This is a genomic window from Ruegeria sp. THAF33, assembly GCF_009363615.1.
Taxonomy (GTDB): domain Bacteria; phylum Pseudomonadota; class Alphaproteobacteria; order Rhodobacterales; family Rhodobacteraceae; genus Ruegeria.
Genome location: NZ_CP045384.1, coordinates 900711 through 917305, shown reverse-complemented (window position 1 = coordinate 917305; position 16595 = coordinate 900711). Strand labels below are relative to the sequence as shown.

14 protein-coding genes are annotated in these 16595 nt (G+C 59.5%); 12 read left to right on the top strand and 2 right to left on the bottom strand.

What is annotated here, in order from left to right:
* Positions 1-54 precede the first annotated feature (54 nt).
* The 7 genes from FIU92_RS04665 to mdoH all read left to right on the top strand — a co-directional run bounded on the left by FIU92_RS04665 (position 55) and on the right by mdoH (position 9543).
* Complete coding sequence (locus tag FIU92_RS04665; RefSeq protein WP_152457451.1) at positions 55-513, top strand: DUF302 domain-containing protein; 459 nt, start codon at positions 55-57, stop codon at positions 511-513.
* Positions 514-592: 79 nt separating this feature from the next.
* Entirely contained in the window at positions 593-2212 is a 1620-nt protein-coding gene (locus tag FIU92_RS04660; protein WP_152457450.1) for a thiamine pyrophosphate-binding protein, read from the top strand.
* Positions 2199-3383: a CaiB/BaiF CoA-transferase family protein gene (locus FIU92_RS04655; RefSeq protein WP_152457449.1), complete on the top strand. Its 1185-nt coding sequence runs from the start codon at positions 2199-2201 to the stop codon at positions 3381-3383. Before FIU92_RS04660 ends, FIU92_RS04655 begins: the two co-directional genes overlap by 14 nt.
* Before the next feature lie 179 nt (positions 3384-3562).
* Entirely contained in the window at positions 3563-4933 is a 1371-nt protein-coding gene (locus tag FIU92_RS04650) for a tetratricopeptide repeat protein (protein WP_152457448.1), read from the top strand.
* 28 nt (positions 4934-4961) lie between these two features.
* On the top strand, positions 4962-6179 hold the full coding sequence (locus tag FIU92_RS04645) for an OpgC family protein (protein WP_152457447.1): 1218 nt from the start codon (positions 4962-4964) through the stop codon (positions 6177-6179).
* Positions 6176-7675 carry a glucan biosynthesis protein gene (locus FIU92_RS04640; protein ID WP_152457446.1) on the top strand — a complete coding sequence of 500 codons (1500 nt, stop codon included), beginning with the start codon at positions 6176-6178 and terminating at the stop codon, positions 7673-7675. The genes FIU92_RS04645 and FIU92_RS04640 overlap by 4 nt, the downstream gene beginning before the upstream one ends.
* Entirely contained in the window at positions 7672-9543 is a 1872-nt protein-coding gene (gene mdoH, locus FIU92_RS04635; protein ID WP_152457445.1) for a glucans biosynthesis glucosyltransferase MdoH, read from the top strand. The genes FIU92_RS04640 and mdoH overlap by 4 nt, the downstream gene beginning before the upstream one ends.
* On the opposite strand, the gene FIU92_RS04630 is transcribed toward mdoH, so the two are convergent.
* Both FIU92_RS04630 and FIU92_RS04625 read right to left on the bottom strand, forming a co-directional pair.
* Complete coding sequence (locus FIU92_RS04630) at positions 9544-10368, bottom strand: PHB depolymerase family esterase (RefSeq protein ID WP_152457444.1); 825 nt, start codon at positions 10366-10368, stop codon at positions 9544-9546. It abuts the gene before it with no gap.
* Complete coding sequence (locus FIU92_RS04625; protein ID WP_152459835.1) at positions 10365-10805, bottom strand: rhodanese-like domain-containing protein; 441 nt, start codon at positions 10803-10805, stop codon at positions 10365-10367. Before FIU92_RS04625 ends, FIU92_RS04630 begins: the two co-directional genes overlap by 4 nt.
* A 256-nt stretch (positions 10806-11061) precedes the next feature.
* On the opposite strand from FIU92_RS04625, the gene FIU92_RS04620 reads away from it, so the two are divergent.
* From FIU92_RS04620 to FIU92_RS04600, 5 genes are read left to right on the top strand one after another with little or no spacing between them, the layout of a single operon-like run.
* Entirely contained in the window at positions 11062-13932 is a 2871-nt protein-coding gene (locus FIU92_RS04620; protein ID WP_152457443.1) for a monovalent cation/H+ antiporter subunit A, read from the top strand.
* Positions 13932-14291: a Na+/H+ antiporter subunit C gene (locus tag FIU92_RS04615; RefSeq protein ID WP_152457442.1), complete on the top strand. Its 360-nt coding sequence runs from the start codon at positions 13932-13934 to the stop codon at positions 14289-14291. The genes FIU92_RS04620 and FIU92_RS04615 overlap by 1 nt, the downstream gene beginning before the upstream one ends.
* Positions 14288-15832 (top strand): monovalent cation/H+ antiporter subunit D, encoded by a 1545-nt coding sequence (locus FIU92_RS04610; RefSeq protein ID WP_152457441.1) that lies wholly within the window; start codon positions 14288-14290, stop codon positions 15830-15832. The genes FIU92_RS04615 and FIU92_RS04610 overlap by 4 nt, the downstream gene beginning before the upstream one ends.
* Positions 15832-16329, top strand: coding sequence for a Na+/H+ antiporter subunit E (locus FIU92_RS04605; protein WP_152457440.1), 498 nt, complete (start codon positions 15832-15834; stop codon positions 16327-16329). The genes FIU92_RS04610 and FIU92_RS04605 overlap by 1 nt, the downstream gene beginning before the upstream one ends.
* Positions 16326-16595 carry a K+/H+ antiporter subunit F gene (locus tag FIU92_RS04600; RefSeq protein ID WP_152457439.1) on the top strand — a complete coding sequence of 90 codons (270 nt, stop codon included), beginning with the start codon at positions 16326-16328 and terminating at the stop codon, positions 16593-16595. The genes FIU92_RS04605 and FIU92_RS04600 overlap by 4 nt, the downstream gene beginning before the upstream one ends.

Sequence of the window (16595 nt, the reverse complement as noted above, 5' to 3'; positions counted from 1 at the left end):
GCAGCACGCTCCAGTCTGGCACACAGGTCAGAGCAAGATACCGGAGACGCGTTGATGAAAGCCTTCATTCCCCTGCTCTGCCTGATCGCTTTACCTCTGTGGGCTCAGACTGCGCCCGATGGCTGGGCCGTATACCCAACCCGGAAACCGTATGCAGAACTGGTTGACGCAACCAAAGCCGCGATCAAGGAAAACGGGCTGATCGTCGTGACTCAGGCGGGCCCGACCAAAGCGGCGGCAGCACGTGGGATTTCGATTCCCGGAAATCGCGTGATCGGCGCTTTCAACAATGACTACGCCGTGCGGGTTCTGGAAACCTCGGTCCACGCGATGATCGAGGCCCCGATCCGGTTTTACATTACCGAGAACAAAGACGGGACGGCAAACCTGTCGTATAAAACCCCCAGTTTCGTCTTTGCGCCCTACGTCTCGGAAGGCGGTCAGAACCTGATGGATATTGCCGCCGAGCTTGACTCGACGTTTCAATCGATCGCTGAACGCGCAGTCAAATAGTCACACTGGCGTGAACCGCCTTGCGTCCGGGAACGTCCTCCGCAATCTGCTTGAAACGGTTTTTTTCGGAGCATGACTGATGCAAGACCCCTCGCCCCGCTCTGCGGATATTCTGGCCCAACGCCTTTATGAAGCGGGGTGCCGACACGCATTCGGGATGCCGGGGGGCGAGGTCCTGACGCTGGTCGATGCGCTGGAAAAGGCTGGGATCACCTTTCATCTGACCAAGCACGAAAACTCTGCCGGGTTCATGGCCGAGGCCGTTCATCATCGCGACGGTGCACCTGCGATTCTGGTGGCCACTCTGGGTCCGGGCGCAATGAACGGGATCAATGTCGTGGCGAACGCTTTGCAGGATCGTGTGCCGATGGTCGTTCTGACCGGATGCGTCGATGCGGACGAAGCGTTGACCTATACCCATCAGGTCATGGATCACAGCCGGGTTTATCGCTCGATCACCAAAGGCACTTATACGCTGACAGCCAAAGGCGCGGATATCATTGCCGACAAGGCGGTGTCGCTGGCCATGCAGCCACGACCCGGTCCGGTTCATATCGACGTCCCGATCTCGGTTGCCGACACGCCTGTTAACGGCGTGAAACGCCGCCGGCTGGCCAAGGTCGCGCCGGTCAGCCCCGGTGGTGAATGCCTTGAGAAGGCCCGCCGCTGGGTGGCCGAGGCCGAACGCCCCATTGCCATCATCGGCCTGGATGTCCTCTATGACGACTCGCGCAGTGTCGTGCAGGCGTTCCTTGAGCATTTTGGCATTCCTTTCGTGACGACCTATAAGGCCAAAGGCGTCGTGCCCGAGGATCACGCGCTGTGTCTGGGTGGCGCGGGGCTGTCGCCGCTGGCTGACAAGCATCTTGTGCCTCTGATCGAACAATCGGATCTGGTATTGTGCCTGGGATATGACCCGATCGAAATGCGCCCCGGCTGGCGTGAGATCTGGGATCCGGAAGAAAAGCGCGTCATCGATATCTCTGCCGTGGTCAACGACCACTACATGCATCAGGCTGGATTGAACCTTGTTGCCCACACGGGCGAGACATTGGAGGCAATCGCCAAGGGCAACCCGGCGCGTGAAACATGGCCGGGCAACGAACCCGAGCAGGTCAAGGCCGCGCTGGCAAAGGCCTTCCCCACCGATGACAACTGGGGGCCCGCTGCCGTCATTGCCGAAACCCGCGCCGTCCTGCCGCCTGAAACACTGGCCACGGCCGACAGCGGCGCACACCGCATTCTGCTGAGCCAGATGTGGGCGTGCAGCGAAGAACGCGGGCTGATCCAGTCCTCGGCGTTGTGCACGATGGGGTGCGCCCTACCCATGGCCATTGGCCTGAAACTGGCCGAACCCGACCGCCCGGTGATCAGCTTCTCGGGGGATGCGGGGTTCCTGATGGTTGCGGGCGAGTTGTCGACAGCGGCTGAAATGGGCGGCAACCCGATTTTTCTGGTCTTCGTGGATGCCAGCCTTGCCCTGATCGAGCTGAAACAACGCCAGCGACAGATGCGCAACACAGGCGTGGATTTCGGCCATCATGATTTTGCCGCCATGGGCCGGGCCTTTGGCGGCAATGGCCATACGGTTCGCAACAGGCCAGAGTTGCGCGCCGCGCTGGAAGCTGCTGTAAAGGCTAAGACATTTACGGTGATTGCTGCTGAAGTTGAGCGTGGAGGCTATGATGGCCGCATCTGAAGGCCCGTTGAAGGGTGTCAAGGTTCTGGACCTTAGCCGGATCCTGGCAGGCCCGACATGCACGCAGCTTCTGGGTGATCTGGGCGCAAGCGTCATCAAGATCGAAAACCCGGCAACCGGGGGCGATGACACGCGGCAATGGGGCCCGCCCTACGTTAGCGATGCCGAGGGCAACCGCTCGGATCTGAGCGCCTATTTCATGTCTGCCAACCGCAACAAGAAATCCGTCGCGCTGGATATCTCCTCGGTCGAGGGTCAGGCGGAAATCAGACGCTTGGCGTCACATGCGGACATCCTGATAGAAAACTTCAAACCGGGCGGGCTGACCAAATACGGGCTGGACTATGCCACCCTGTCGCAAGCGTTTCCAAGCCTCGTATACTGTTCAATCTCGGGCTACGGCCAAACCGGCCCGAATGCCAGCAAGCCCGGCTATGACCTGATGGCGCAGGGCTATGGCGGGATCATGTCGCTGACCGGCGACCCCGAGGGCGCGCCCATGAAGGTGGGTGTTGGCATCGCCGACGTGATGTGCGGAATGTATGCAACCGTGGGTATCCTGGCCGCGCTGCGCCACCGCGACTTGACCGGCGAGGGCCAGCAGATCGATCTGGCGCTGGTGGATTCTCAGATCGCCTGGCTGATCAATGAAGGCGTCAACTATCTGACGTCAGGCAATGTTCCGCAACGGCGCGGAAACGGGCACCCCAACATCGTCCCTTATGACGTCTACGAAACCGCCGATGGGCACGTGATTCTCGCGGTTGGAAATGACGGCCAGTTCAGAAAACTCTGCAACTTCATCAATGCTCCTGAACTGGCAGACGATCCGAGATTCGCGACCAACCCGGCCCGATTGGAGCATCGTGACGCGCTGAATTTGATTCTTCGCCCCGCTGTGAAAGCGCTGGACACCCAGACCGTCATTTCCGGTCTGGAGGCTGTCAAAGTGCCCGTCGGCCCGGTGCAGACGCTGGATCAGGTGTTCAACACGGAACAAGTGGCCGCAAGACAGATGCAGATTGCCATGCAGGCCCAGCCGGGTCAGGTCAACCTGATCGGGAATCCTCTGAACCTGTCTCGGACACCTGTAACATATCGTAACGCCCCGCCGGTCTGTGGGGCCGATACTGAGGCTGTTCTGAACGCCGAAAACCCGTTCGAGGATTGAAATACTTGCACATTTAGGCGGCAAGTCGCTGAAACATGCCCTTGAATCGGCGGTTTTTTTCATCTTTTTCGCACACGTCATTTCACCAATTCGAGAGCAGCGTCGATACTGTTACGTCCCTCTCGCACACTCTGGTACATCGAACAGTGTCAAATATCGCAATCAGATTGGACCCAAGTATGAAACAAGACGTTTTCGGACAGATGAACACCCTGACCCAGCCGGCGGCAGTCGAAGCGTGGAATGGTGTTCTGCTTGGGTTCATGGCTCATGCCGCTGTCACGCCGCAGCACTTGGGCAAAGTGCTGGAACTCGAGCCCGACTTCGCGCTGGGTCAAGCGGTCAAAGGTCTGTTCATGGCGCTGCTTGGGCGGCGCGAGATGATGGCGGTTGCTGTCGAAGCGCTGGCTGCTGCCAACGCGGCGATGGAACGTCAACCTGCAACTGAACGCGAACGTCTCTACGTGGATGCGCTGGCCCTGTATCTGGCCGGACAACAGGCACAGGCGGTTCAGAAATTCGAAGCGATTCTGCGAGACCATCCGCAGGACACTCTGGCGATGAAACTAAGCCATGCGACCCGCTTCGTTCTGGGTGATGCAAACGGAATGCGCCGCTCGATCGAGCGGGTGATGCCCGCTTATAAGCCGGACCACCCCGGGCGCGGCTATCTGCTGGGATGTCATTCCTTCGCGCTGGAAGAAACAGGCGCTTATGAAAAAGCCGAAATCGCGGGCCGTCAGGCGCTGTGGATGGTGTCCGATGATGCCTGGGGCCTGCACGCGGTGGCCCATGTCCATGAGATGACGGGCAATGCGCAGCTGGGCCTAGACTGGCTGGCCGGGCGCGAGGCGGCCTGGGCCCACTGCAACAACTTCCGGTACCACGTGTGGTGGCACAAGGCACTGATGCATCTGGATCTGGGTCAGGTCGATCAGGTGATGGAACTGTATGACAACCATATCCGCAAGGACAAAACCGACGATTATCGTGACATCTCGAACGGTACTTCGCTGCTGATGCGGCTTGAACTTGAGGGCGTGAATGTCGGAAATCGCTGGGAAGAGCTGGCTGATCTAAGCGCCGCACGAACGGAAGACGGCTGCCTGATCTTTGCCGATCTGCACTATCTGCTGGCACTGACCGGTGACAATCGCGCCGATGCCACGGCCAAGATGCTGAACCGCATGAACAAGGATGCGACCCGCGCCGACGACGACACCACCCGCCGTATGGCAGACCCCGGTATCGCTGCGGCCATGGGCCTAGAGGCCTTTGGTGACGGCCACTATGGAACGGCGTTTGATCATCTGCTCGCGGCGCGCGATTCCATGCAACTGGCCGGTGGCAGCCACGCGCAACGTGATGTATTTGAACGCATTACCATTGATTCCGGCCTGCGCGCGGGTCGCCTGGACGCGGTGGAACGCATTCTGGATGACCGTCGCGCCAAGCGCGCCGGGGGCGAAGACAATTATGCCATCGCGCGTCGCGCCCTGATCGACGCGGCCCGCGACAGCGGTGACGTCCAAAGCGTCCCTGCCGAATAACAAGAAGACCAAGAAGGACAGAAAACGTATGGCGACCATATCGCCCGCTTCTGATTTTGTACCCGCTGCGGCCCCGGCCGCAGCCCCTGCCAGTGCGCGTGACCCGCGTCTGGATTTCTATCGCGGCATCGCGATGTTCATCATTCTGATCGCCCATATTCCCAACGATCCCTGGGCAAAGTGGATTCCTGCCCGCTTTGGGTACTCGGACGCAACCGAGATTTTTGTGTTCTGCTCGGGCATGGCCTCGGCCATTGCGTTTGGCGGGGCATTTCTGCGCAAGGGATGGTGGATGGGCACCGCCCGAGTGGCCTACCGCATCTGGCAGGTCTATTGGGCGCATATTGCCCTGTTCTTCTTTGTTGCAATGACAATGGCCGCGTTGGATCAGACCGGCGCGTTCGAGAAGACCTATGTCTCGTCGTTGAACCTTCAGCATTTCTTCAATGACCCGGCCCCGCAATTGGTCGGGATTTTCACACTGACCTATGTGCCGAACTACTTCGATATCCTGCCGATGTATCTGGTCGTACTGGCGCTGATGCCGCTTTATATGGCGCTCTACCGCGTCAGTTTCTGGCTGATGGCGGCAGTTTGCGTGGCCATCTGGTTCATCGCCCAAACCGGCGCGCTTGCCCTTCCCGCCGAACCCTGGTCCGAGCGCCAGTGGTTCTTCAACCCCTTCGGATGGCAATTGCTGTTTTTCACCGGCTTCGCCTTCATGCGCGGTTGGATTCCGGCCCCGCCCGTGTCGAAATCCTTGATCTGGGTGGCGATTGCCTTCGTCGTTTTGTCAGCCCCGTTCGGGTCATGGAAAGTCTTCACCTGGATCAACACGGCTGCACCCGAGCTTGGCGCAGTGATCCGCAAGGGCTGGCCCCTGACCGAAGAGCTGCGTGGCAAAACCGAGTTCGGCCTTCTTCGATATGTCCACTTTCTGTCGCTGGCCTATCTGGGATGGGTTGCAGCGGGCGAGCACGGCCACCGCCTGATCGCGACGGGTCATGGTGTGGGCGCACGCATCTGGCAATTCCTGCTGGCCGTTATCACCAAGGTCGGCCAGCAATCCCTTGCCGTTTTCGTGTTTTCCATGGCCGCGGCCCGGTTGATCGGCGTCGCGCTGGATCAGGCTGGGCGGGATGTCGCCACTGTCTTTATCGCCAACATGATTGGGTTTGCGATGATCATCGGCGTTGCCTATCTGGCAGCTTGGTTCAAGTCACAACCCTGGAAGTCGAAGAAATGAATTTTACCCGTCGCGCATTCCTCGTCTCGACGACTGCTTTGGCCTTCGCTCCATCCGCCTATGCGACGGGCGGTGAGACGCCTTTTGACCGCGACTATGTGATCGAGATGGCCCGCGATCTGGCCAGCCGCCCCTATGTGGAACGCGAGATGGTACCGCAAGAATGGCAGGACCTGACCTATCAGCAATACCGTTCCATCCGGTTCCGGCTTGACCGGGCGCTGTGGTATGAAACCGAGACGCCCTTCAACGTGGATTTCTTCACCCCCGGCCTGTATTTCCCACGCACCGTCAAGGTGGAAACGGTCGAGAACGGCATGACCAAGCCGGTCGCCTTCGATCTGGATATGTTCGACAAGTCAGAAGACGTGCCGCAACTGCCGATCGATGACACGCTGGGCTTCTCGGGCCTGCGCCTGCGCACTGAAATGCACCGCCCCGGCAAGACAGATGAATTCTGCGTCTGGCAGGGGGCCAGCTATTTCCGCGCCATTGGCCTGCACGAGGTTTACGGACTGTCCGCGCGGGGTCTGGCGTTGAAAACCGGCGACCCGGATGGCGAGGAATTTCCCGAATTCATCCGTTTCTGGCTGGAACGTCCCGAACCGGGCCAACGCAACATGGTCGTGCACGCATTGTTGGACAGCCCCAGCGTGACCGGCGCCTATCGTTTCAACGTCACGGCGGGCGCGGATTGCATCATGGATATCGAGGCAACGCTGTTCCCGCGCGAAGACCTGCCCCATGTGGGTATCGCTCCGGGAACTTCGATGTTCCTGTTCGACCAGACCAACCACAGCCGGTTCGACGATTTCCGCCCTGCTGTGCACGACAGCGACGGGTTGATGATCCGCAATGGCGCGGGCGAGGTCCTGTGGCGTCCGTTGGCCAATCCGACCCGATTGCAGGTTTCATCCTTCGTCGATACAAACCCGCGCGGGTTTGGTCTGATGCAGCGCAAACGAGAGTTTTCGGACTATGCCGATCTCGAGGCCAATTACCACAAGCGCCCGGGCCTGTGGGTCGAGCCCCAGGAAGACTGGGGCAAAGGCTCGGTCACGCTGGTCGAGATCCCGGCAGATCAGGAAATCTATGACAACATCGTCGCCTACTGGAGGCCCGCTGAACCCTATGCGGCAGGCAGTCAGGTTGATCTGTCCTATCGCCTGATCTGGGGGGAAGAACCCCAGCGCACACCGATGCCGCGCGTGATCAACACCGCGATGGGCGAAAACACCTTTGGCGAAGGCCGGCTGGCCGTCATCGATTTTGAAGACAGCGAGCTGTTCGAGGACCTGGGCGCAATCACTGTCTTTGTGGATTCGCCACATGCGGAAACTTCGGAAGGCGTCTTGCAGCGCAACCCGGATACCGGTGGTCCACGCCTGGCGTTTTCATTCCAGCCCGGCGAACGCAACCATGTCGAGTTGCGCGCGCAATTGTTGAAAGACAAACAGCCCGCCTCGGAAGTCTGGCTGTACCGTTGGACCGCATGAGCCGCGATCTGCATATCATGCCGCCCGAGGCCCCTCTGGCGATGCCGGCGCAGAATTTTGGCGCACGGTTCCGGGATGCCGATGCGCCTTCCAGTCAGCACAAATCAACTGCCGGATTCTGGCGCGCGCTGGTTTTTTCGCCTGCCATGGCCGCCACTCTGGCGTTGCTGTGGGTCATGTGCGACTGGTTCGGCGCGGAAGGCATAAACGTGGTCGAAGCCATCCTTTTGGCTTTGATTTCGTTCAACTTCTTCTGGATTTCCTTCACCGTCTGCACCGTTTTGCTGGGCATGGTGTCGCTGGCGAAACAGGAACGCCCCGAGCGCCGGACCGCGGCGCAACCCCTGCGGGTGGCCCTGCTGACCCCGGTGTACAATGAAGTCCCCTGGAACGTGTTGGGCAATGCCCGCACCATGCTGGAGGATCTTCAGGCGCGCGGCGGCAAACACCACTATGCCATGTTCATTCTGTCGGACACGCGCGATCCCGAGATTGCGGCGCAGGAACAGGCCAGCGTCGAAGCACTGCGCACCACGCTGGCACCCGGGCTCGAGCTGTATTATCGCCGCCGCGAACAGAATACCGACCGCAAAGTCGGCAATATCGCCGACTGGGTCAGCCGCTGGGGCGCGGATTGGGATGCCATGCTGGTGCTGGATGCCGACAGCCTGATGACCGGGCGCGCGATCCATCGCCTGACCGATGCACTGGCATGCGATCCGGGTGCGGGCTTGATTCAAAGCTATCCGCAGTTGATCGGCGCACAGTCGGTCTTTGCCCGGATGCAGCAATTTGCAAATGGCGTCTATGGCATCGCCTTTGCCGAAGGTCTGGCCCGTTGGTGCGGGCAAGAGGGCAACTATTGGGGCCACAACGCGATTATCCGCACCAAGGCCTTTGCCACCAGCGCCGGCCTGCCCAAGCTGCGGTCGTTCAGCGGTCAGGACAAGCTGATCATGAGCCACGACTTCGTCGAGGCCGGCCTGCTGCGCCGCGCCGGGTGGGCCGTGCGATTCCTGCCGCGTATTCGCGGGTCATATGAAGAAACACCGCCGACCCTCATCGATCACGCCATGCGGGACCGCCGCTGGTGTCAGGGCAACCTGCAACACCTGAAACTGCTGGGTTCTTCCGGGTTCCGTGCCGTGTCGCGGTTTCACATGTTCCACGGCGCGGTCGGCTATCTGATGTCCCCGTTGTGGTTTGCGCTACTGTTGATGTGGGCGCTGATCGGTCAGGGTCAGGATGCCTCTGTCCTGCATTATTTCAGCCCTGACAATCCTTTGTTCCCGCAATGGCCCGAGATGTCGGAAACCCGTCACGTGCTGATCATTCTGGTCATGTACGCGATGTTGTTGGCCCCCAAGGTTCTGGGCGTTCTAGCCCTGCCGTTGAGCGGTGTACGCTACGCGGATTTCGGTGGCGGGCGCAAATTCCTTGCCTCTTTCCTGGCCGAGGTTCTGCTGTCAATCCTTTACGCTCCGATCCTGATGGTGCAACAGATGATCGCTGTATTCCGTACGGCTTTCGGCATTCAGCGCGGCTGGTCGCCTCAGGCGCGCGACGGTGGCACCTATGGTCTGCGAACGCTGATCCTGTGCCATGCGCTTGAAACCATCATTGGAGTGGCGCTGAGTGTCGGTATCCTGTCCGGGCTGGTGTCGATCTGGCTGGCCCCGATCGCAATCAGTCTGGCGCTGGCTATCCCGTTGTCAGCGCTCAGCGGTGTCTCGGCAGGTGCCGCGCGCAAGATGGTCGGAATGCGGGAAGACTTCAGCGAACCCGCCATTACCCGGTCAGCGCGCCGCTATCGCGATGAACTGAAGCGACTGGTCGAAGGCAAAGGCAACATGACCCCGGCCGAGTGATCAACTGCCGGGAAGCCCTTCGTACCAATCGACTATCATATCGGCCCAGCCCGCGGGAACGGTGTGCCCTCCGGGAAACAGAGCAAATTCCAGCGCGCTGCCTTTGGCACATGTGGTCCAGCGGCGGCGCATGAAATCCCCCGTCGTGCTGAACCCGGTCGGTTTGTGATCGACGCAACCGTTCGCATCTCGCCAGATTTCGAGACCCGCATGGATATCACCCTGCTGAAAGCGTCCTCCGCCCAGCAAGCGCCCTTCCAGCGGCACCACATTGTCGGTCCAGCCATGCGTGTGGAACATGCGGATCGGACCGTTGCAGGTTTCGGGGTGCGGGCGCCAGAAACCACCGGACACCGGGACATAGGCCGAAAACGTATCGGGGCTCTCGCAGGCCAGATAGTTGACCATGAAGGCGCCGGCGGAAAACCCGCCCAGCAGGACACGGTCAGCGTCGATGCCAAACCGCCGTGCCGCATCTTGCACCGCTTCGGCCAGAAAGGCGGTTTCGTCCCGCTCACCAAAACCGGGATAGAAATTCCAGCTTTTGGTGCTGCCCCGGTCGGGCCGTTCCAACCCCTCAGGGGCCATCACCGCATAACCGCGGCTCAACAGCGGTTCGACCATCCCGCGGTTGCGCATCGTGCCCGACCCGCTGCCGCCATACCCATGCAGGAACACCACCATGGGCGCATTGTCCACATCGGGCAGTTCGATGTGATAGGCCCCCATGGGTGTCTCACAGGTATCCTCTTGTCCGGCACACCCCGCGAAAGCGATCTGCCCGGTCACTGCCAAGGCCAAAACAAGGCTGAATTCCCGGATCATCCTGCATCCTTATCATATTTGCGCACCGGCAATCCGGCCCGAACCCATCCCGGCCCTGCGGCCGAACCCAACATACCCTCGGGCACGTCGATCACATTGGTGAATCCAGCTTCGATCAGGCGGTTGCTCAGGCGCGCCGAGCGCACGCCGCGCGCGCAAATCAAGGCCACCGGGGTCGCCGGATCGCCGCCAGCCAATTCCGTCAGTGCTTTGACAAAATCCTCGCGCCGCATGTCCAGCGGCACGGCACCTTCGCCAATGCCCGATGCGCGCCATTCACGCGGCGTGCGGATATCGATCAACAGAACGTTTCCCTTCGAGGCCTGCTCATGGGCCTCGGCAACCGTTATCCGGCCGCCGCCGTGGTCTTCGGGGATCAAACGGTATTCCCTGATCGCAAACCCGCCTGCAATCGCCGCGCATGCGCCGATCAACATCCATCTTCGGGCTCGGTTCACTTTCTCGGCCAAGATTCAGCCTCCTGTTCGCTGACATGTGTTCTATCACAGATGGTCTGAAACCGGGGCGTCGAAAAACCCGACCCGCATCAAGATCACGTCATTTTTTCGAATCCTTGCAGAGTTTTTGATGCGGCCTATAGGACTCTGTAAAAAAGTTACAATATCTGGACAGTCGGGAAAATATCCTTACAAAATTGGCTTCACACTGACCGCCCAGACCGGAGTATCGCACTTGTCCCTATTCCTCATCGCGGCCCTTCCCTTTCTCGGCGCTGTTTTTCCTGCCCTGCTGATCCGGGCAGGCCGGAACGCAGCCGCATCCGCCGCCGGGTTGACCACATTCCTGGCCCTGATGGGCCTGTTGATCCATATCCCTGCGGTGATGCGCGGAGACGTCGTGACCGCCCGGTTCGACTGGATACCGGGGCTGGGGCTGAACGCGAATTTCATGCTGGACGGCCTGGGATTTTTGTTCGCGTTGCTGATCCTGGGCATAGGGCTGCTGATCATCCTTTATGCAAGGTTCTATCTGTCGCGCGAAGATCCTATGGGGCAGTTCTTTACCTATCTTTTGCTGTTTCAGGGCGCGATGGTCGGGATTGTCCTGTCCGACAACATCCTGCTTCTGCTTATATTCTGGGAGCTTACATCGCTCAGCTCATTCCTGCTGATCGGCTATTGGAAGCACCTTCCCGAGGGTCGTCAGGGCGCGCGCATGGCTTTGGCTGTCACTGGCTCTGGCGGTTTAGCGATGATTGCCGGGATGCTGATCCTCGGCAATATCGTGGGGTCTTATGACCTCAGCGTCATTTTGCAGAACAAAGAACTGATCCAGGCCTCACCCTACTACATGCCGGCGCTGATCCTGATCCTGCTGGGCTGTTTCACCAAGTCGGCGCAGTTCCCGTTTCATTTCTGGCTACCGCACGCCATGGCCGCGCCAACACCGGTTTCGGCCTATCTGCACTCTGCCACAATGGTGAAAGCGGGCCTGTTTCTGATGGCACGGATGTGGCCGGTTCTGGCCGGCACGGATGCGTGGTTCTACATCGTCGCCACGACGGGGCTGATCACCATGCTGATTGGCGCGTCTATCGCGTTGTTCAAGGACGACCTTAAGGCGCTGCTGGCGTTTTCGACCGTTTCGCATCTTGGCCTCATCACCATGCTGCTGGGCTTTGGCACAAAAATTGCCGCCGTCGCTGCCGTGTTCCACATCATCAACCACGCAACGTTCAAAGCCGCCTTGTTCATGACCGCCGGGATCGTGGATCACGAAACAGGCACGCGCGATATCAAAAGACTGGGTGGCTTGCGCCACCTGATGCCGATCACCTTCACAATCGGCACGATTGCCGCCCTTTCAATGGCCGGGCTGCCGCCTCTGAACGGTTTCCTGTCCAAAGAGATGATGCTTGAAGAAACCGTGCACACCACATGGCTGCACTCTCATTACCTGGTGCCGGGGCTGGCGCTTTTGGCTGCGTTGTTCTCGGCCGCTTATTCCTTCCGCTTCGTCAGCCACGTCTTTCTTGGACCACAGCGGGAAGATTATCCGGCACATCCGCATGATCCGCCCGTTGGGTTGTGGATCGCGCCCGCGTTCCTGGTCGTACTTGTCATCCTGATCGGCCTCTATTCCGCGGCCATTGTCGGCCCATTGGTCGCAGTGGTGTCCAGCGCGGTGATTGGCGGCGAGAAGCTTCCGTATTACTCGCTGAAACTCTGGCATGGCTTCACACCGGCCCTTTACATGTCGGTCGTGGCCACGCTGGGCGGTCTGTTCCTGCTGGCGTTGCACAGACGAGGTGAGCAGATCTGGAACGCTCTGCCCCGCCCCGAAGCCAAGCAGATCTTTGAAGCAATCATAGAAGCGCTGACCAGGTTGAGCCGATGGATCACGGATGAGTTGCACAACGGGGTCCTTAGCCGCTATGCAATCATCTTCGTCGCCTTTACCGTTGGCCTGGGTTATTACGCGTATTCGACCGGAACCATCGGCATAGAAACCCGCGTTCCGCTGCCGGCTCAGATCATTCCTATCCTTGGCTGGATCTGTCTTGTGGGTGCGACGCTGGGCATTATGTGGTTCCACCGGAATCGTCTTTTGTCACTGGTATTGATCGGTGTCGTCGGCCTGATCGTTTCGGTTGCCTTCAACTATCTCTCGGCCCCCGATCTTGCCTTGACGCAGATCTCGGTCGAAGTGGTGACAATGATCCTTTTGTTGCTGTCGCTGAACTTCCTGCCGACCGAAACGCCCTGGGACAGTTCGGCGGCACGGCGCTGGCGGGACGCGGCGATTTCCGTGGTCGCGGGCCTTGGCACCGGTGCGTTGATCTACGCGATGATGATGCGCGATTTCGCGTTCCCGACGATTTCAGAGTTCCATCTGGCCAATTCCTACAAAGGCGGCGGCGGCACCAATGTGGTCAACGTGATCCTTGTCGACTTCCGGGGTTTTGATACCTTTGGCGAGATCATCGTTCTGGGCATTGCCGCACTGATCATCTTTGCGCTGACGGAATCCGTTCTCGGTACAAATGTCCGCAGCTATCTGCTGAACCGCAAACCGCATTGGCCGCAATCCGGGGATTCGCATCCGCTGATGATGGTTGTGGTCACCCGTGTCATGATGCCGATCGCACTGATGGTCGGGGCTTACATCTTTTTCCGCGGGCACAACCAGCCCGGTGGCGGCTTTATCGCCGGCCTGATCGTCGCCATCGCCTATCTGATGCAATACATGGCCAGCGGCTATACCTGGGCCATCGAGCGGCAAAGGTTCTATTACCACGGCACCATCGGCTGGGGCGTTCTGATCGCCGCGGCAACCGGGTTGGGTGCTTGGTTCAATGAACGCCCCTTCCTGACCAGCGATTTCGGCTACATCAACTGGCCTCCGCTGGAGGAATTCGAATGGGCCACCGCCATGCTGTTTGATACAGGCGTATTCCTGGCGGTTCTGGGTGCGGTCATGCTGGCATTGGACAGCCTGTCCCGCTTTGCGTGGCAACCGGGGATGGCACAGGAATTCCCGATGGATATCAACCCGCTGCGAGACAACCCTCCGGAAGAAGAACAAGAGAAGGAGCAGGCCTGATGGAAGCGCTCGTAGCCTCTGCCGTCGGTATCATGACCGCTGCCGGGATCTTCCTGATCCTGCGCCGTCGGACGTTTCCGGTCATTCTGGGCCTGTCTCTGATCACATACGCGGTGAACGTCTTCCTGTTCGCGACCGGACGACTGGCGCTGAACGCACCAGCGGTTCTGAACAAGTACGAGGACGTCCCCTATACCGACCCATTGCCACAGGCGCTGGTCCTGACGGCCATCGTGATCTCGTTCGGGATGACAGCCGTGATCGTGATGATCTCGCTCAGCGCATACCTGTCTGCCAAGAATGACCATATCGACATGACCGCCCAGGACAGTGTTGACGCGCCGGGAGATGACGCATGAACCACTGGATCGTTGCGCCGATCGTCCTGCCCGCGATTCTGGCCCCATTCATCATCATGGTCCTGCGATACCATCTGGACCTGCAACGCATCTTCTCGGTCGCGGGCGTCGTGGCTTTGCTTGGGATTGCGCTGACAATCACGGCTCAGGCCTCGGGCGGGGTCATTCAGGTGTACGAGCTTGGCGACTGGCCCGCCCCCTTTGGCATCGTCATGGTGCTGGATCGCATGTCCGCAATGATGGTTCTGCTGACCGCCCTGCTGGCCCTGCCGATCGTGCTTTATGCCATCGCCTCGGGCTGGGATGACCGGGGCAAGCATTTCCACGCGCTGTTTCATTTCCAGCTCATGGGCGTCTGTGGCGCCTTCCTGACCGGCGACGCCTTCAACCTTTTCGTGTTTTTCGAGGTGCTGCTGATCGCGTCTTACGGCCTTATGACACATGGCGGTGGCGCGGTACGGTTGAAAGCGGGTGTGCAGTATGTGGCGTATAACCTGTTGGGGTCGACCCTGTTTCTGTTTGCCCTTGGCACGATCTATGGCGTGACCGGTACGCTGAACATGGCGGACATCGCCCTGCGCGTTGCGGAGATTCCGGCTGAAGATACCGCATTGCTGCGGGTTGGTGCGGTGCTGTTGCTGCTGGTCTTCTGCATCAAGGCTGCCGTTCTGCCGCTGCACTTCTGGCTGCCCGCCAGCTATGCCAACGCCCCGCTGCCTGTTGCGGCCCTGTTTGCAATCATGACCAAGGTAGGGGCCTATTCGATCCTGCGAATGTACACTCTGGCCTTCGGTCCCGACGTCGAAGTCACGCAGGGTCTGGTTGGCGATTGGTTGCAACCCGCGGCGCTGCTGACGCTTGCCGTCGGTGCCATCGGCATTCTGGGATCGCAGCATATTGCCCGCATGGTTGCCTTTTGCGCCATCGCGTCCATGGGTACTTTGCTGATCGCGATTTCGCAGTTCACGCCCGGCGCGACGGCAGCCGCCCTTTATTACGTGTTCCATTCGACACTTGCGACCGCGTTGCTGTTCCTCATTGCTGACCTGATCATGGAACGGCAGGGAGGGGCCATAGCCCCCAAGCCGCCGATGCCGCAAAGCGGGTTGATTGCTGCCCTGTTCTTTGTCGGCGCCATCGCGATGGCTGGAATGCCGCCGTTGTCCGGCTTTGTTGGCAAGCTTTTGGTTCTGGACGCTTCGCGTGATGCATCCGATGCCACCTCGGTCTGGGCCGTTATCCTGATTGGATCATTCGTCACCATCGTCGGGCTGGCCCGTGCCGGGACGCTGATTTTCTGGAAAAGCTACGACGCTGAGGTTGTCACAACCGATGAAACCGCCGAAGGCGAAAACGCGTCTGCACCCGCCGCCCCCGAACCGCAACCCGGCCTTGCTTTTACGGCTGTGTTCGGGGCCGTGGCAGGTCTGGTCCTGCTGACCCTGTTCGCGGGTCCGGCCCTGGAGTACACGAGCAAAACCGCAGAGCAGTTGTTTACCCCTGAAAACTACATCTCTGCCGTCTTGGGAAGGGAAGAGTGATGAAACTGCTGCGCCGAATTTTCCCGCACCCCCACCTGACGATTTTGCTGACGCTTGTCTGGATTCTGCTGGCGAACAAGCCTTCGCTGAACTCTTTGATCTTTGGTCTGATCCTCGGGATCATCATTCCGTTCGTCACGCAACCCTACTGGCCGGATCGTCCCAAGCTTCGCAACTGGCCAATGGTTGTGGAATACATGTTGGTGGTGCTTTGGGATATCGTGGTTGCGAACGTGACAGTGGCCCGGATCATCCTGTTCAAACGCAATGATAGCCGCCAGCCCAACTGGATCTGCGTCCCGCTTGAACTGCGCACACCCGAAGCGATCACGGTTCTTGCGGGCACCATCACGATGACTCCGGGCACCGTCAGTTGTGATTTGTCAGCTCAGGGGCATAATCTGCTGGTGCACTGTCTTGATGCCCCGGACCCCGAAGCCGTGCGGGACCAGATCAAACAGCGCTATGAACGTCGCCTGAAGGAGATTTTCGAATGATCGACTACGCGATTTATTTTGCATTTGCCTGTTTCGGTGCGGCGATCATGATGTGTCTGTGGCGTATCATAACCGCTGACGGGGTCGGCACCCGGGTTCTGGCCTTAGACACTATGGTGATCAACACCATCGCCCTGATGATCCTATATGGGCTGGATCAGGGGACCGAGATCTTTTTCGAGGCCGCCATGATCATTGCCATGCTCGGTTTTGTTTCCACCGTGGCCTATGCGCGCTTCATGTTGCGCGGCAACATTATCGAATGA

What these genes read in the sequence shown, in the direction of transcription:
- FIU92_RS04665 (WP_152457451.1), top strand. Translation starts at nt 55, where the DNA reads ATGAAAGCCTTCATTCCCCTGCTCTGCCTGATCGCTTTACCTCTGTGG.
- FIU92_RS04660 (WP_152457450.1), top strand. Translation starts at nt 593, where the DNA reads ATGCAAGACCCCTCGCCCCGCTCTGCGGATATTCTGGCCCAACGCCTT.
- FIU92_RS04655 (WP_152457449.1), top strand. Translation starts at nt 2,199, where the DNA reads ATGGCCGCATCTGAAGGCCCGTTGAAGGGTGTCAAGGTTCTGGACCTT.
- FIU92_RS04650 (WP_152457448.1), top strand. Translation starts at nt 3,563, where the DNA reads ATGAAACAAGACGTTTTCGGACAGATGAACACCCTGACCCAGCCGGCG.
- FIU92_RS04645 (WP_152457447.1), top strand. Translation starts at nt 4,962, where the DNA reads ATGGCGACCATATCGCCCGCTTCTGATTTTGTACCCGCTGCGGCCCCG.
- FIU92_RS04640 (WP_152457446.1), top strand. Translation starts at nt 6,176, where the DNA reads ATGAATTTTACCCGTCGCGCATTCCTCGTCTCGACGACTGCTTTGGCC.
- mdoH (WP_152457445.1), top strand. Translation starts at nt 7,672, where the DNA reads ATGAGCCGCGATCTGCATATCATGCCGCCCGAGGCCCCTCTGGCGATG.
- FIU92_RS04630 (WP_152457444.1), bottom strand. Translation starts at nt 10,368, where the DNA reads ATGATCCGGGAATTCAGCCTTGTTTTGGCCTTGGCAGTGACCGGGCAG.
- FIU92_RS04625 (WP_152459835.1), bottom strand. Translation starts at nt 10,805, where the DNA reads ATGTTGATCGGCGCATGCGCGGCGATTGCAGGCGGGTTTGCGATCAGG.
- FIU92_RS04615 (WP_152457442.1), top strand. Translation starts at nt 13,932, where the DNA reads ATGGAAGCGCTCGTAGCCTCTGCCGTCGGTATCATGACCGCTGCCGGG.
- FIU92_RS04610 (WP_152457441.1), top strand. Translation starts at nt 14,288, where the DNA reads ATGAACCACTGGATCGTTGCGCCGATCGTCCTGCCCGCGATTCTGGCC.
- FIU92_RS04605 (WP_152457440.1), top strand. Translation starts at nt 15,832, where the DNA reads ATGAAACTGCTGCGCCGAATTTTCCCGCACCCCCACCTGACGATTTTG.
- FIU92_RS04600 (WP_152457439.1), top strand. Translation starts at nt 16,326, where the DNA reads ATGATCGACTACGCGATTTATTTTGCATTTGCCTGTTTCGGTGCGGCG.